Origin of the sequence: Bacillus sp. FSL M8-0025 (assembly GCF_037975475.1) — a bacterium.
GTDB classification, from domain to species: domain Bacteria; phylum Bacillota; class Bacilli; order Bacillales; family Bacillaceae; genus Bacillus; species Bacillus subtilis.
This window is the reverse complement of record NZ_CP150258.1, coordinates 3,598,149-3,613,220: the sequence shown is the minus strand read 5'-3', so window position 1 is coordinate 3,613,220 and position 15,072 is coordinate 3,598,149. Positions and strand designations below refer to the sequence as shown.

Here is a 15,072-nt window from a genome sequence, read left to right as displayed (position 1 = left end):
GTTATATTAAGTGACATCTAATGTCAAAAAACATAACGTGATGACATATAGACAATATGGAAAGGGGAGCCGGCTATGAAATTAAAAGAGAGTCAGCAGCAATCCAACAGGCTGAGCAATGAAGATCTGGTGCCTTTGGGACAGGAAAAACGGACGTGGAAAGCAATGAACTTTGCCTCCATTTGGATGGGATGTATACATAACATACCGACCTACGCGACGGTGGGGGGATTAATTGCGATCGGCCTTTCGCCTTGGCAGGTGCTGGCGATCATTATTACGGCATCACTTATCCTATTTGGCGCTCTTGCCTTAAACGGCCATGCGGGGACAAAATACGGGCTGCCGTTTCCCGTGATCATTCGGGCTTCTTACGGGATATACGGCGCGAATATCCCCGCGCTTCTAAGGGCGTTTACAGCTATCATGTGGCTTGGCATCCAGACCTTTGCGGGTAGCACGGCACTGAACATTTTGCTTTTGAATATGTGGCCAGGCTGGGGAGAAATTGGCGGCGAGTGGAACATTCTCGGCATTCACTTGTCCGGTTTGCTTTCCTTTGTATTCTTTTGGGCCATTCATTTACTCGTATTGCATCACGGCATGGAGTCGATTAAACGTTTTGAGGTGTGGGCAGGGCCTTTAGTGTATCTGGTATTTGGCGGCATGGTATGGTGGGCCGTTGATATTGCCGGAGGATTGGGCCCGATATACTCTCAACCAGGAAAGTTTCATACGTTTTCAGAAACATTCTGGCCGTTTGCTGCCGGAGTTACTGGCATCATCGGCATCTGGGCGACATTGATCTTAAATATACCTGATTTTACACGGTTTGCTGAAACACAAAAAGAGCAAATCAAAGGACAATTTTACGGTTTGCCGGGAACATTTGCGCTGTTCGCATTCGCTAGTATTACGGTGACCTCCGGCTCGCAGGTCGCGTTCGGAGAGCCGATTTGGGATGTTGTCGATATTTTGGCGCGGTTTGATAACCCTTATGTCATCGTCTTGTCCGTGATCACGCTCTGCATCGCCACGATCTCTGTAAATGTTGCGGCGAACATCGTATCGCCCGCTTATGATATAGCGAATGCCCTGCCGAAATATATCAATTTCAAACGTGGCAGCTTTATCACAGCGTTGCTCGCTTTATTTACGGTTCCATGGAAGCTGATGGAGAGCGCGACAAGCGTGTATGCGTTTCTTGGCTTAATAGGCGGCATGCTTGGACCGGTGGCAGGCGTGATGATGGCCGACTATTTTATCATTCGCAAACGTGAGCTCTCGGTAGATGACCTGTATTCCGAAACAGGACGGTATGTGTATTGGAAGGGCTACAATTACCGTGCGTTTGCAGCCACAATGTTAGGAGCGCTGATTTCGCTGATTGGCATGTATGTTCCTGTATTGAAGAGCTTATACGATATTTCTTGGTTTGTAGGTGTGCTGATTTCCTTTCTTTTCTACATTGTTCTGATGCGTGTTCACCCGCCTGCATCATTGGCAATTGAAACAGTTGAACATGCGCAGGTCCGCCAGGCTGAATAAGATCTATTTAGACGGTATATTTTCATATTTTTGAAATGGTTTTCCATAAATAGAACATTTATAATGGTTTTAGAAATCTATTCTAAAACGAAATGGGAATCGAAAATGAGAAAATGGTATTTTATTCTTTTGGCGGGTGTTTTAACGTCTGTCATCCTCGCTTTCGTTTATGATAAGACAAAAGCGAATGAGGAAGGATCTGGGGATTATCTGTATGTTTCGCCAAATGGCAGTGATCAAAATGAAGGAACAAAAGAAAAGCCGTTTCGTACATTGGCACACGCATCTGAGAAGGCTGCTGCCGGCACAACTGTCATGATTCGGGAGGGCACGTATCATGAGACCCTTGATGTAAAGCACAGCGGTACGGACGGAAAGCCTATCACATTCCGAAACTATGAAAATGAAAACGTCGTGATTAGCGGTGAATCCGTTGCGAACGCTGAATATGAAACACCGCTTATTCGTATTCACGATAAACATGACATTGCCATCAGCGGTTTAACAATTCAAGATCTTTCTGTTTCATCTGAGGAAGCAACTGCTATAGGGATTTATGTATCAGGGTCCAGCAGTCATATCGCCATTAAGGATAATCACATCCGGGGGATTAAGACAACAGCGGATGAAGGAAATGCTCACGGAATCGCAGTTTATGGGACTGGCAGCATGAAAGACATCCGAATCGAGGACAATACAGTTGAGAAACTGACGCTTGGAGCGAGTGAAGCAGTTGTGCTGAACGGTAATATCGACGGCTTCACAGTTGCAGGCAATGTGGTCCGCAACAATAATAACATCGGGATTGATCTAATTGGTTATGAGGGAACCGCGGATAAAAACGATTACGTGCGAAACGGAGTCGTAGAAAACAATACAGTTTATCAAAACTCGACTTACGGCAATCCTGCTTATGGAGATGAATACTCAGCGGGCGGGATTTATGTCGATGGAGGACACGATATCGAAATTAAGAACAACACAGTTTACGATAACGATATTGGGATTGAAGCAACGTCTGAACACAAAGGAAAGTATGCAAATGCCATTCAGATCACAGACAACAAAGTGTACAACAATGCGTACACCGGTATTTCAATCGGAGGATATGACAAAAAGCGGGGCGGCACCAGCAATTCTCTGATTGCCCGCAATATTATGTACCGGAATGACACAAAGGGACTGTACGGAGGACAGCTGCTGCTGCAGTACGATACGAAAAACAACACAATTGAAAAGAATATATTGACGGCCGGTGATTCCAGATTATTTATCGGAAACGACTTTACAGAAAACGAAGGTAATACGGTCAATCATAACGTGTACCACAAGGAAGCGGATCAAGACGGCATATGGATGTGGAAAAAGAAAGAATATGATTCATTTTCTTCGTATCGAAAAGCAACAAAAAACGATCAACAATCCATATATGCCGATCCGATGTTTCGTGATGAAGCGTCCTATGATTTTTCGTTAGATCCTGATTCACCTGCGCGGCCTGTCATTGAATAATTGCTATAAGCGGCGTTCTCTCGTTCAACCGAGAGGGCGCCGTGTTTTAATGGAAAAAAGACTGCCGGGATTTCCCGGCAGTCTGACAAGTTATTCTGCAATAGACACTTTTCCTTCAGCCTCAGCAGGTTTTTTCTGGCTCCACGTGTAGAGAAGCAGAGCAATTAAAACGAACAGCCCCGCTGTTAAATAAATGGCAGAGAAGCCGGCAGATGCTACAAACAATCCGAATACATACGATCCTACAGCAATTCCGCTGTCAAAGAAGGTAAAGAACGTTGCCGTCGCAAAACCGGAGCGGTGAGCCGGAGATTTCTGAATCGCCAATGTTTGCATGCAAGGAACGATTGATCCGTAGCCAAGACCGATAACCGCCCCTGAAAGCAGAAGCATTAAGCCGCTATGTGTGAAGGACAGCATGCAGAGTCCGACAGAGAAAATCAGGATTGATGGATAAATGACAATGCCCGGTCCGACTTTGTCGAACAATTTCCCTGTGAACGGGCGTGCAATCATCATTGTCACCGCAAAACAAACAAAGAAATATCCGCTGATATCCGAAAGGTCAACTGATTTGGCGAATACAGACAGATATGATGTGACTGTTGAATAACAGAAAGAAATAAACAAACCGACCGTCGCAATTTTGAGTGCGCCCTTTTCAAACATATCCGAGAACGCAAAACGGAATACAGTCGTACCGCTGTCCTTACTTTGCGGCACTTTTATCAAGAACGAAACAAGTAAGCCCGCAACCATAAACAGCGCAAAGGCTGTAAAGAATACAGGAAAGCTTACCACTCTCATCAAATTCAGACCAAGGAAAGGTCCGATCGCCATAGCGAGGTTCATAGACATGGCAAAGTATCCAAGCCCTTCACCGCGCCGTTTGGCTGGAATAATATCAGCGGCAATTGCACCTGTAACAGTCGTTAAAATGCTGAACCAAATTCCTTGGAAGAACCGCAATCCGAGCAGCAGGGAAAAGTTATGAATCGGCATATACAGAAAAGATGATAGGGCGAAGAGCGCCATTGATACAATCGCCATTCTTTTCTTCCCGAAACGCTCAACGATGGCTCCGGAGAAAGGCCGTGTAATGATCGCAGACAGAAGGAACAGGCTGATTAAAAGCCCGCCTTGTGATTCTGTGCCGCCAAGCTCTTGCAGCGTATAGATCGGCAATACAGTTAAAAATGTATAAAAGAACACAAACACAAATAAATTGACAAGCAGGACCATAATAAAATCCTTGGTCCATATCGCATCCGCTTTTTTCAAATGTATGTCACTTCCTTATTTTCATTGTTGTAAAAACATGCGGAATAAATGAGAAAAAGCTTCTTTATCTTCATCCCGGAAATCAGCAAGCAGCTCTTCCTCGAATTTCAGCATTTTCACATTGATTTCTTCGTATTTTTTCTCGGCTTCTTTTGTGAGGACAACAAGTTTTTCCCGTTTGTCTTCACCTTGCCGTCTCTGAACCCAGCCGTTCTCCTCCAGGCGTTTGATCGTCCGAGTCACAGTCGGCGCTTCCACATTTAAATAGGACCAAATCTCTTTTTGAGTCATTGGTCCGATCGTACGCAAACAATATAAAACTGACCATTGAGATGAATAAAGGCCGAATGGCTCTAGCTGTTCATTGGCTTTCTTGGCAATCAGGCGGGCGCTTTGGTTGATTTGATGAATGAGGTGTCTGTTGACGTAGGACATGTCGGTCTCCTTCTAAAAAACTTACCTAAGTAACTAATTGCTTATTTCATTTTACAGGAGCGATCAATAGTTGTAAAGATGAAAATTTAGTGACGCGAAATAGTTTGCTGAATCTGAAAAAGTTCGTTTCACCCCTTGTCCTTATTGAGTTTTTAGCATATTCCCAAAAGAATGCTAATACACTGTTACAAACCTAACAAAGAGAGTGTTTGAGGTGAGGGATCGTGGGCATATTTCACAAACTTACTTTTAAAACCATACAACGAAGAAGCGGCATAATGAACGACTCTTTACAGAATACGGATCTCATTTCACACTTCTCACATCCATTTTAGGGAGGTCGAGTGGTGTGCACGATTACATCAAAGAGCGAACAATCAAGATAGGGAAGTACATCGTGGAGACAAAGAAAACCGTTCGTGTCATTGCGAAGGAATTTGGTGTTTCCAAAAGTACAGTACACAAGGATTTAACAGAGCGTCTGCCTGAAATTAACCCCGACTTGGCAAACGAAGTGAAAGAAATACTCGATTATCATAAATCCATCAGGCATTTAAGAGGAGGAGAAGCGACAAAGCTCAAATATAAAAAAGATGAAATTCTCGAAGGAGAGCCTGTTCAGCAATCGTAATCACCTGGCATTGCCTTCTTGAAATCGTTCATAAAACATCCGCAAAAATTTGTAAAGAACTTATTGTGCTTCCAACTTTTTTTCTATATTTTATGATAATATATATAATTAGGGCACAATGTGGATATTTACTGTGAAACAGATTTTCAAGGAGGATATAAATAGATGTTTGCAAGGGATATTGGTATTGACCTCGGTACTGCAAATGTACTGATCCATGTTAAAGGTAAAGGAATTGTTCTGAATGAACCTTCCGTTGTTGCACTTGATAAAAACAGCGGCAAAGTGCTGGCGGTTGGCGAAGAGGCAAGACGAATGGTTGGACGTACACCTGGGAATATTGTTGCGATTCGCCCGCTGAAAGACGGAGTTATTGCTGACTTTGAAGTAACAGAAGCAATGCTGAAACATTTTATTAACAAGCTGAATGTAAAAGGCCTGTTCTCAAAGCCGCGCATGCTCATTTGCTGCCCGACGAATATTACATCCGTTGAGCAAAAAGCAATCAAAGAAGCTGCAGAAAAAAGCGGCGGGAAACATGTGTACCTTGAAGAAGAACCTAAAGTTGCCGCTATCGGCGCGGGTATGGAAATATTCCAGCCAAGCGGTAACATGGTTGTAGACATCGGAGGCGGGACGACGGATATCGCGGTTATTTCAATGGGCGATATTGTCACCTCCTCTTCTATTAAAATGGCTGGGGACAAGTTTGACATGGAAATCTTAAATTATATCAAACGCGAGTACAAGCTGCTGATCGGCGAACGTACTGCGGAGGATATTAAGATTAAAGTCGCAACTGTTTTCCCAGACGCACGTCACGAGGAAATTTCCATTCGCGGACGGGACATGGTTTCCGGTCTTCCAAGAACAATTACAGTAAACAGTAAAGAAGTTGAAGAAGCCCTTCGTGAATCTGTCGCTGTTATTGTTCAGGCTGCGAAACAAGTGCTCGAAAGAACACCGCCTGAACTTTCTGCTGATATTATTGACCGCGGCGTTATTATTACCGGCGGAGGCGCGCTCTTAAACGGCCTTGACCAGCTGCTTGCTGAAGAGCTGAAGGTACCGGTCCTCGTTGCTGAAAATCCTATGGATTGCGTAGCCATCGGCACAGGTGTCATGCTTGATAATATGGACAAGCTTCCTAAACGCAAACTAAGCTGATTTCACAAACCTCATTCTGCAAAAAGAATGAGGTTTTTTTATGAAAAAGCCTTCACGAAAAGATGTTAAATGACGATAATAGGATAAAATACTGAGTTTTTATTATAGAACGAACGTTCTTATATGACAACTGGAAAAAATGCCATTTTTAGAGGTGGGAAATTTGTTAAAAGGATTATATACAGCAACATCCGCAATGATTGCCCAGCAGCGAAGAACGGAAATGCTTTCAAATAATATTGCTAACGCAAATACATCAGGATATAAAGCTGATCAAGGCTCGATGCGCGCGTTCCCTGAGATGCTGCTTAGCAGAATAGAATCAAAATCTCCGGCCGGGACATCAAGGACGGAAATCGGTTCCGTGAATACCGGAGTATATATGCAGGAGCTCAAGCCTCTCTTTACACAGGGAAGCCTGAAGTCCACAGACCAGCCTACAGACATTGCATTGATCGAAAATCAAGTTCCGATGAATGCGGAAACCAATGAAAAAGCTGCTCTGTTTTATCCGGTTCAAACAGCGGATGGAATCCGTTATTCAAAAAGCAGCACATTTTCACTAAATGAGAACAATCAGCTGACGATCAACGGACGCCCTATTTTATCGACGGATCGCCAGCCAATCACTGTTGATAATGAGAATTTCACTGTGTCTGAAAACGGTACTGTGACAACGAACGGACGCACAGCCGGCCAGATTGATGTCAGAATGGCGGAAGATGTCCGCAATCTCAAACGGGACGGAAATGATTTGTACAGCACGGCGGACGGTAATGATCTGCCAAGCGCAGCCGGAAATAATCAGGTATCCTATTCATTAAAACAAGGCGTCTCAGAGCTTTCAAACGTGGATGTGACAAGCGCCTATACAGAAATGACTGAAGCGTACAGATCGTTTGAGGCGAATCAGAAGGTTATTCAGGCTTACGATAAAAGTATGGATAAAGCAGCAAATGAAATTGGAAAAATTTAAGATAACGGAAGAAAAAACGGGGGACATCAACTATGCTCAGGTCAATGCTAACGGCATCAACAACCTTAAACCAGCTGCAGCAGCAGATTGACACAATCAGCAGCAACCTTTCAAACAGCAACACAACCGGCTATAAGGCAAAAGATACGAATTTTTCTGAGCTTGTCAGACAGCAATTCGATCAGGTTGATGAAAAAAACGAGGAAGTGGCAAAAGCCCGAAAAACGCCGCCCGGCTTGCGCCTTGGCGTCGGAGCGATGATGAATTCACGCCTGGTCTCTGATCAAGGAAGCATTCAGAAGACCGATCGCGATCTGGATATCGCATTTACGTCTCCATACCAGTATCTTCAGGTAAATGTAAATGGAAACCGCCAGTATACGAGAGACGGAGCATTATATTTAACGCCTTCAGCCAATAATGCCAACCAGCTGCAGCTCGTCACTGGAAATGGGTATCCCGTACTTGATGAGAACGGCAATACAGTGAACATCGACAGCTCAATGAAGAATATCACCATCAATAAGAACGGCACCTTAACCGCAACTGATGGAAACGCGGTTCAGCGGTTTAATCTTGGCGTTGTCCAAGTGAATAACCCTCAAGAGCTGAAATCCGAAGGGAATAACCTTTTCTCTATTGATAATGCGGCAGCTTTTGAAGAGCTGAACGGCGCTAATAGACAAAACATCGGCATGCAGCAGGGCTCACTTGAGATGTCCAATGTCGATATTTCAGAACAAATGACAGATTTGATCACGTCCCAGCGTTCATATCAGCTGAACAGCAGAACGATCACAATGGGAGATCAAATGCTCGGTTTAATCAATTCAGTCAGATAATAAGAAAATGGGCGTTTTTCTATCAGCCGCGCATGATAAAAAAAGCGGCTTTTTCGAAATCGTCCTTTTTTTTGTAGTATTCCGTAATATCTTCTAATAGCACTTCTAAATCCACCCACGCCTCGATTTTTTCTAATTCAAGCACATATTCGAGCAGCTGCTCATAAGGGTCTTCGGCTGATGTGTAGAGGGCTTCAAGCGTTTTTAATTTTAAATAAATGGTTTGAATGTCTACCTTTTCAGATAATTCTTTTCCTTTTTGAAGGACGGCTTTAGCTTCTGTGATGTTCCCTGTTTTAAAAAGCGCTCTGACAGACTCGTACACACAATGAAGATATGAGACTGGTGAATTCATTTCAAATTCTTGATTCTTTAATACTTTTCTAAAGTAAAGAAGCGCTTCCTGGTCTTTTTTCTCGGTCGCTTTTAAAAAGCCAAGGTTATAATAAGCGTGGCATAGCAGGTTTTCGTCATGTAGTTGCTGGGTTTTCTTAATGATTTCTTTGAAAAGCTGTTCAGCTTTTTCATAGCGTTCTTGATCAATATAATTCACGGCGAGCAAAAGTTTACAGGTGATTACCTTTTTGATATAGCCGAATTGGTGCAAATAGATGTGTAATGCTTTTTTGACGTATTGGACGGAAAGCGGCGGTGATTTCATCAAGTAATAGGCGCCGGCGGTTTGATAATATAAATCAGCGGCTTCAAACGTATTGTGAATGGCGGCCAGGTACTGTTCAGCTTTTTTAAAATGATGTACTGCATGTTTCGGAGCTGTTTTTACCATCTCATATAACCCAGAGAAAAAATACAGATAATATTTCAATTCATCATCCATTTTGTCTTCCAGGCCATATAGGTCATCGAACAATGAATCGAGTCCGTTCTGGTTTTCAAAAAGCAGCTGATGGCGGGCCTGAAACAATTGATAACGCATCCAAAGTTTTGTGTTCTTTTTGATCTTCGGAAGGTGCTGGTCAATTTTCTCTTTCAGTGTGCAAACGTGATTCATTTTGCGTTTGCTCATTGCGGAATACCACTCGTCTAACATGTTTAGCATTCTTTTTTCAATAAACTTCGAAATCATTTTCCTACCTCTTTGCTATTGGTAAAATCTATAATTATCATATCATAACTTTTGACGGCTCTCATTGACAGTTGGTTACATTTTAGCGCGGTTGAAAAAGAGATTAATTCATAATATACTTTTCAAATGTACAGATTGGATCTTTGATGATTGCTATACATACTAATGCAGATGAAGGAGATGTCAAGACAATGCTTGATACTCAGCAAATTAAAGAAATTATTCCTCACCGTTATCCGTTTTTGCTTGTGGATCGGATTACGGAAGTTGAAGAGGGCAAACGGGCAAAAGGCTATAAAAATGTAACCGCTAATGAAGAGTTCTTTAACGGACATTTTCCTCAGTACCCGGTTATGCCCGGCGTATTAATCGTAGAAGCACTCGCTCAAGTCGGAGCTGTTGCGATGTTGATTAAAGAAGAAAACCGCGGCAGACTGGCTTTTTTTGCAGGCATTGATAACTGCCGCTTTAAAAAACAAGTCAAGCCTGGTGACCAGCTTCACCTTGAGGTTGAAATCATTCGTGCCCGCGGCACAATCGGGCGCGGAAAAGGCGTTGCCACAGTTGATGGCGAAGTCGTTTGCGAAGTAGAACTGACTTTTGCCCTCGGAGAATAATTGAAAAAAGGCAGATGGCCAGCGGCACATTTGTCTTTTTTTCTTTACAAATATAGAAAAGCAGGTGATTGTATGTGGAATGAATTTAAAGCCTTTGCCATGCGGGGGAATATCGTAGACCTTGCGATTGGTGTTGTGATAGGCGGCGCTTTCGGAAAGATCGTCACATCTCTAGTAAATGATATCATTATGCCTTTGGTCGGTTTGCTGCTGGGAGGGCTTGACTTTTCAGGCCTGTCGTTTACGTTTGGCGATGCTGTAGTGAAGTATGGCAGCTTTATACAGACGATTGTGAACTTCTTAATTATATCGTTCTCCATTTTTATCGTCATTCGGACTTTGAATGGGTTAAGGCGCAAAAAAGAAGCAGCAGAAGAAGAGGCTGCGGAGGAAGCGGTGGATGCGCAGGAGGAGCTGCTGAAAGAAATCAGAGACCTGCTGAAGCAGCAAGCAAAGTCGCCGGAATAAAAAAGATGCCGTTAGAAACGGCGTCTTTTTTTATCTCAATTTTCGTTTAGGTTCGTTCTGTGTCCTTCAGTTCTTTAGGGCTTCCTGTTGTTTCAGCGAGATGAATGAGCATTGAGACAGAGGTGCCTGCATCCGGAGTGCTGCTGATCATCAACTCGCTTCCGCAAAAATGTTTCAGCCGCTGATTGATATTTTTCAATCCGACGCTGCGATCAAAATCCGTTGATAAGAGATCTATTTGTTTTTCCGGAGTTATCCCGGGACCGTTATCCTCTACTTTGATGTGATACTCATTTTTGCTTTGTTTTTTAGCTGTCAGTTTGATCCATCCTCCGCCTCTTTTCTTGCTGACACCATGAAGAACGGCATTTTCCACCAAGGGCTGAATCATTAAAGGCGGAAGGATAAAGTCAATGTCTTCATCTATATCGAAAAGAACCTCAAGCCGATTACCGAATCGCGTCTTTTCTATAGAAAGATAGGAATTGATAATCGAAAGCTCATGTCTGAAGGAGCTGATGGCTGATGTATTTTGAAAGTCAAAACTCATTCTTAAATAGTTGGTAAATTCCTCTGTTACCTCCCGGGCCTTTTCAATATCCAAATGAGTGAGAGAAATAATCGTGTTTAATACATTATAAAGAAAATGAGGCTTGATTTGCGACTGGAGAAACGCCATTTCCATTCTTGTGGCTTGATTTGCTGTATGTTTCATCATGATCAGGTTTTGAATACGCGCCATAAATTCAGAGTAATGATAAGGTTTTTGCAAAATGTCATTCGCTCCGGCATGAAAAGCCTTGTATTTGTCATGGCCGATAATGGCAGCTGTAATGATCAGAACCGGAAGATCCACCATGCTGAATCGTTCGCGAATTTTCATACAGACTTCGAAACCAGTCATATCCGGCATCATCAAGTCCAAAATAACCAAATCAAGGTTTGTGCAAGAGATGATTTCTAATGCTTCCTTTCCGTTCTTCGCAGCAATCACATTGTAGGGCACACCTTCAAGCATATCGCTCAAAATTTTTAAACTGTCAATGTTATCATCGACAATCAGGATGGTTGGAGCGTCAATATGCTCAGAGTAATAAGGCGTGCTAAATGAGATATCTGATAGATCTCTCTCGGATTGGAATTCAGGAAGGCGTTTTTTTGTTTCAGATACAGGTTCATACTGGGCGATCGGCAAGGTGAAATGGAATGCCGAACCTTTTCCTTCTTCCGATTCGACCCAAATGTCTCCGTTATGGAGCTGAACCAGCTGTTTGACAATGCTGAGGCCAAGACCGGCACCATCGTCTTTATTCTTTTCGGCTTGCTGAAAAGACTCAAAGATGGTTTGGCGATCGGCTTCTGAAATGCCGCTTCCTGTATCTGCTACTGTCACTTTGATCATGTTATCGTTCAGTCTTGAAGCAGAAAGTGTGATTTGGCCCTCTGTTGTATATTTGATTGCATTGTCTACTAAATTGGTTAATATTTGGCGGAAGCGGTTTTCATCTGCGAGCACTAAAGGAAGATCGTCAGGGATATGGTTCATCATATTCAAGTTTTTATGTCTCGATAAAAGATTGTAGAAATTCATTTCCGAACAAACTAAAGTATAAATATCAACAGGAACCGGGTGGATTTGAAGCATGCCTTGCTTTATTTTTTCTAAATCCAGGATGTCATTTACCAGATTGGACAGCCTGTAGCCCATGCGGATGACGAGCTGCATGTTTTCTTTCTCTTCTTCTATCGTTCTTTTTCCTTTGCCGGCCAGCAGGGTCTGGCATATATTAATGATGCTGTTCAGCGGTGTTTTGAATTCATGTGATGTTTTGGCAATAAATTCATCCTTTAGCCGGTCAATTCTGAGCAATTTCCACGACAGCACTTCATTTTCACGGAATGCCCCGGCAAATTGCTGCGCCATCAGCAGAACGATCGCCAGTAAAGCGATAACTGTTGGCAATGAATAAATCGAATTAAAGGAAAAGGCTGTTTTGCCGCTATAAGCTGAAATGGTGGTTAAAATGACAAAAGCACTCATTGATATAGAGGCGATGGTCAGATACAGACTTCCTTCCATTTTGCGGATCGCAGCAATCGTAAAAATATATGTAATATAAACCAGAGTCGAGACGGCTAGCACAGAATGTAAGATGTACGAGGTATGGCCGATAAAACCCACGGTTAAAAAATCTGTGACTAAGACCAGCCCGGAAGAAACAGTGGCAATGCGAATAAAACGCTTTGAAACAATCCCTCTGTAAGCAAAAAAGAGATAGAGAAAAACCGCAATGCTGACGAGCACAGTAGAGATTGCCCTCAATGAATTTAGCAGTGAAAATGAAATTGACGGATAGAGGAGAAATATAATCCGCTCTTTTCCGATCATCAGAATAATGAACGAAAACAGAAGACACATAACAGAAAAAAACAACAAATGTTTATCTTTTTTTCTTTGCAGGAAAAAGCCCAGAAAATATAATCCGGTAATGAAAAAAGCTGTAATCATGATTGTATCATTAAGAAAGGAAATTTTGTTTTCCCGCACTATTTGCTCCTGGGTGCCAAAAGTAATTGGCTTTGCGATTCCCCATCCCGGCGTTTTTCCGAAGTTCGAAAATTGTACGACAAGTTCATTGTCACCCTTGTGAAGCGTAAAAAAGCTCGTATATGGGCGGTTTTGTGCCGCAAAATCAGGTTTATTTGAAGGGTTGCCGCTTTGGCCAATGAATTGTCCATTAAAATAGATGCGATTGGCACTGTAAATAAACGACGTGCTGATCCCAAAAACCTGATTGTCTTGCTTTGATCTGATGGTCAGCTTATACGTTCCGTAATCCACATTGATACCCTGCTTGGCTAGCTTCACATTGCTGGGGACATCAACGAAGAGAGGATCTTTTCCTTTTGCTGAAGCGATCTCTTTTGGTGACAGAATCTGATTTGGATACAATGTCCATTCTCCGTTCAGCTGTACATTCCCATCCTTCTGAAAATTCCACTTCTCCAGGTTCATGACCCCATGCCTTGCCGCAGGAAGCGTTGTTCCAGAAAAATGGTCAATGGCAATGAAAACCATAAAAAATGCAGCGTAACCGAAAATAATCGAAGTAAAGATGAATTTTTCTTTCATATTATAGCTCCTTTATTCAAGCAGGCTCATTCTAAATTCCTACCTTTTTATAAATATTGTAAGTGCAAAATTTCAAAAACTACAATAGAAAGAAAAAGAATCCAGATAAAGGGGTTATTTGTCATGATATAATAGAAGTTATTTACTGATATCTCGATTTTACATATAGGGTGGGATGTTTTGTGAAAGCGTTAATTGTTGATGATGAGCACTTGGCATTGCTTCATTTTAAGAAAATGCTTGAACGAACAAACGCCTTTCAATCTATTATGGCGTATCAAGATCCGGTTGAGGCCTTAGAGCATCCTGAGACTCCTGCTGTAGATGCGGTGTTTCTTGATATTGAAATGCCGGGGGTAAACGGCATTGAGCTTGCTGAGGCGATTCAATCGATGAATGAAAACATCCAAGTCGTTTTCATCACGGCTTATAATGAGTTTGCTATCAAGGCGTTTGAGCTGAATGCCATTGATTATTTGCTGAAGCCTGTCATATACAAGCGGCTTGAGACAACTGTTGAACGAATCAAAACGAATAATATGCTGAGACAAAATGCAGAAAATACCGAGGCGCATTTTTCCATCCAATGTTTTGGGAGCTTGCAGTTTCATCAAACCTTAAAGGATGTCAAAACAAGCATTCCAGTCAAGTGGAGAACGTCGAAAGCACGTGAAATATACTTATTTTTACTTCACAATCAAGGCCATGTGGTCAGTAAAGACATGCTAATCGATCTTTTTTGGCCTCATTACGATGTTTCAAAAGCAAGCACCCAACTTTACTCAACCATTTATCAAATACGAAAATTATTCAGCCAGATCCCTTTCAGCCAAACTATCGAGAAGACTGATACTGGATATATTCTTCGGCTTTCAGGCGCAAAAATCGATGTTGTCGAATGGGAAAAATCACTAAAAGGGGCGCCGCCGCTCAATACGGCTACATTACATCTGCACATGGATATTTTCATGTCCTATCAAAATCATTACCTAATGGAGCACGGTTATCTTTGGGCAGAACCGGAAAAGACGCGTCTTTCCCAGCTTTGGCTTGGAAAGGCCTATGAACTGATCGATTATCATATTCATGAAATGAACGATCATCAAGCGATGGACATTTGCCTGCAAGCCGAGAAAATTGAGCCATGCGATCATAAAATTATGCAATACAAGCTGCAGCTATTCAACAAAAACGGGAAGGTAGAAGAGGCGATAAAAGAATATCAGCGTTACAAACAAATGAAGGATCAAATTAATTAAAGAACTCCAAACCAGTATGTGTCGATTGCTTTTCGATGCACACTGGTTTTTTTGTGCACTTAAAGGGAAGGCCTTCGCCATATGTCTCCTGGGTGAAACTTCAACTCTCTCCAATT

At 42.5% G+C, this 15,072-nt stretch carries 14 protein-coding genes and 1 pseudogene; 10 read left to right on the top strand and 5 right to left on the bottom strand.

From position 1 onward, the window contains the following. The first annotated feature begins 75 nt into the window (after window positions 1–75). Complete coding sequence (pucI, locus tag MKX38_RS18635) at window positions 76–1,548, top strand: allantoin permease (protein ID WP_003243156.1); 1,473 nt, start codon at window positions 76–78, stop codon at window positions 1,546–1,548. 105 nt (window positions 1,549–1,653) lie between these two features. Continuing rightward, window positions 1,654–3,060 (top strand): right-handed parallel beta-helix repeat-containing protein, encoded by a 1,407-nt coding sequence (locus tag MKX38_RS18630; RefSeq protein ID WP_003243080.1) that lies wholly within the window; start codon window positions 1,654–1,656, stop codon window positions 3,058–3,060. Window positions 3,061–3,150: 90 nt separating this feature from the next. On the opposite strand, the gene MKX38_RS18625 is transcribed toward MKX38_RS18630, so the two are convergent. Both MKX38_RS18625 and MKX38_RS18620 read right to left on the bottom strand, forming a co-directional pair. Then, window positions 3,151–4,341: an MFS transporter gene (locus MKX38_RS18625; RefSeq protein ID WP_003227769.1), complete on the bottom strand. Its 1,191-nt coding sequence runs from the start codon at window positions 4,339–4,341 to the stop codon at window positions 3,151–3,153. A gap of 21 nt (window positions 4,342–4,362) precedes the next feature. Next, window positions 4,363–4,776, bottom strand: coding sequence for a MarR family transcriptional regulator (locus MKX38_RS18620; RefSeq protein ID WP_003227771.1), 414 nt, complete (start codon window positions 4,774–4,776; stop codon window positions 4,363–4,365). 224 nt (window positions 4,777–5,000) lie between these two features. Between MKX38_RS18620 and MKX38_RS18615 the strand changes: the two genes are divergently transcribed. The 5 genes from MKX38_RS18615 (at window position 5,001) to flhP (ending at window position 8,392) form a co-directional block, all read left to right on the top strand. Continuing rightward, window positions 5,001–5,111, top strand: a complete 111-nt coding sequence (locus MKX38_RS18615; RefSeq protein ID WP_010886628.1) for a protein usd — start codon at window positions 5,001–5,003, stop codon at window positions 5,109–5,111. Between the two features lie 14 nt (window positions 5,112–5,125). Continuing rightward, window positions 5,126–5,407 carry a sporulation transcriptional regulator SpoIIID gene (gene spoIIID / locus MKX38_RS18610; protein WP_003221804.1) on the top strand — a complete coding sequence of 94 codons (282 nt, stop codon included), beginning with the start codon at window positions 5,126–5,128 and terminating at the stop codon, window positions 5,405–5,407. Window positions 5,408–5,572: 165 nt separating this feature from the next. Further along, on the top strand, window positions 5,573–6,574 hold the full coding sequence (gene mbl, locus MKX38_RS18605) for a cell shape-determining protein Mbl (RefSeq protein WP_003227776.1): 1,002 nt from the start codon (window positions 5,573–5,575) through the stop codon (window positions 6,572–6,574). A gap of 163 nt (window positions 6,575–6,737) precedes the next feature. Continuing rightward, a complete protein-coding gene (gene flhO / locus MKX38_RS18600) occupies window positions 6,738–7,550 on the top strand; it encodes a flagellar hook-basal body complex protein FlhO (protein WP_015251036.1) in 813 nt (270 codons plus the stop codon). A 32-nt stretch (window positions 7,551–7,582) separates the two neighbouring features. Beyond that, window positions 7,583–8,392, top strand: a complete 810-nt coding sequence (flhP, locus tag MKX38_RS18595; RefSeq protein ID WP_015251037.1) for a flagellar hook-basal body complex protein FlhP — start codon at window positions 7,583–7,585, stop codon at window positions 8,390–8,392. A 22-nt stretch (window positions 8,393–8,414) separates the two neighbouring features. Here flhP and rapD read toward each other — a convergent pair whose 3' ends face one another. Beyond that, window positions 8,415–9,479, bottom strand: coding sequence for an aspartate phosphatase RapD (rapD, locus tag MKX38_RS18590; protein WP_029318731.1), 1,065 nt, complete (start codon window positions 9,477–9,479; stop codon window positions 8,415–8,417). Between the two features lie 191 nt (window positions 9,480–9,670). On the opposite strand from rapD, the gene fabZ reads away from it, so the two are divergent. Both fabZ and mscL read left to right on the top strand, forming a co-directional pair. Beyond that, a complete protein-coding gene (gene fabZ / locus MKX38_RS18585) occupies window positions 9,671–10,096 on the top strand; it encodes a 3-hydroxyacyl-ACP dehydratase FabZ (RefSeq protein ID WP_003221796.1) in 426 nt (141 codons plus the stop codon). 72 nt (window positions 10,097–10,168) lie between these two features. Further along, window positions 10,169–10,564 carry a large conductance mechanosensitive channel protein MscL gene (gene mscL, locus MKX38_RS18580; RefSeq protein WP_021445844.1) on the top strand — a complete coding sequence of 132 codons (396 nt, stop codon included), beginning with the start codon at window positions 10,169–10,171 and terminating at the stop codon, window positions 10,562–10,564. 46 nt (window positions 10,565–10,610) lie between these two features. On the opposite strand, the gene MKX38_RS18575 is transcribed toward mscL, so the two are convergent. Further along, complete coding sequence (locus MKX38_RS18575; RefSeq protein WP_236823998.1) at window positions 10,611–11,582, bottom strand: histidine kinase; 972 nt, start codon at window positions 11,580–11,582, stop codon at window positions 10,611–10,613. 177 nt (window positions 11,583–11,759) lie between these two features. After that, window positions 11,760–13,073 (bottom strand): annotated as a pseudogene (locus MKX38_RS18570) (sensor histidine kinase); the annotation flags it as partial. A gap of 806 nt (window positions 13,074–13,879) precedes the next feature. Here MKX38_RS18570 and MKX38_RS18565 point away from each other — a divergent pair. Then, complete coding sequence (locus MKX38_RS18565; protein ID WP_015384861.1) at window positions 13,880–14,956, top strand: response regulator; 1,077 nt, start codon at window positions 13,880–13,882, stop codon at window positions 14,954–14,956. Window positions 14,957–15,072 lie beyond the last annotated feature (116 nt).

Excerpts from the sequence above, each read along its gene's own strand:
- fabZ (WP_003221796.1), top strand. The coding sequence starts at position 9,671 with ATGCTTGATACTCAGCAAATTAAAGAAATTATTCCTCACCGTTATCCG.
- MKX38_RS18630 (WP_003243080.1), top strand. The coding sequence starts at position 1,654 with ATGAGAAAATGGTATTTTATTCTTTTGGCGGGTGTTTTAACGTCTGTC.
- mbl (WP_003227776.1), top strand. The coding sequence starts at position 5,573 with ATGTTTGCAAGGGATATTGGTATTGACCTCGGTACTGCAAATGTACTG.
- MKX38_RS18620 (WP_003227771.1), bottom strand. The coding sequence starts at position 4,776 with ATGTCCTACGTCAACAGACACCTCATTCATCAAATCAACCAAAGCGCC.
- pucI (WP_003243156.1), top strand. The coding sequence starts at position 76 with ATGAAATTAAAAGAGAGTCAGCAGCAATCCAACAGGCTGAGCAATGAA.
- MKX38_RS18575 (WP_236823998.1), bottom strand. The coding sequence starts at position 11,582 with ATGCTTGAAGGTGTGCCCTACAATGTGATTGCTGCGAAGAACGGAAAG.
- rapD (WP_029318731.1), bottom strand. The coding sequence starts at position 9,479 with ATGATTTCGAAGTTTATTGAAAAAAGAATGCTAAACATGTTAGACGAG.
- mscL (WP_021445844.1), top strand. The coding sequence starts at position 10,169 with ATGTGGAATGAATTTAAAGCCTTTGCCATGCGGGGGAATATCGTAGAC.
- flhP (WP_015251037.1), top strand. The coding sequence starts at position 7,583 with ATGCTCAGGTCAATGCTAACGGCATCAACAACCTTAAACCAGCTGCAG.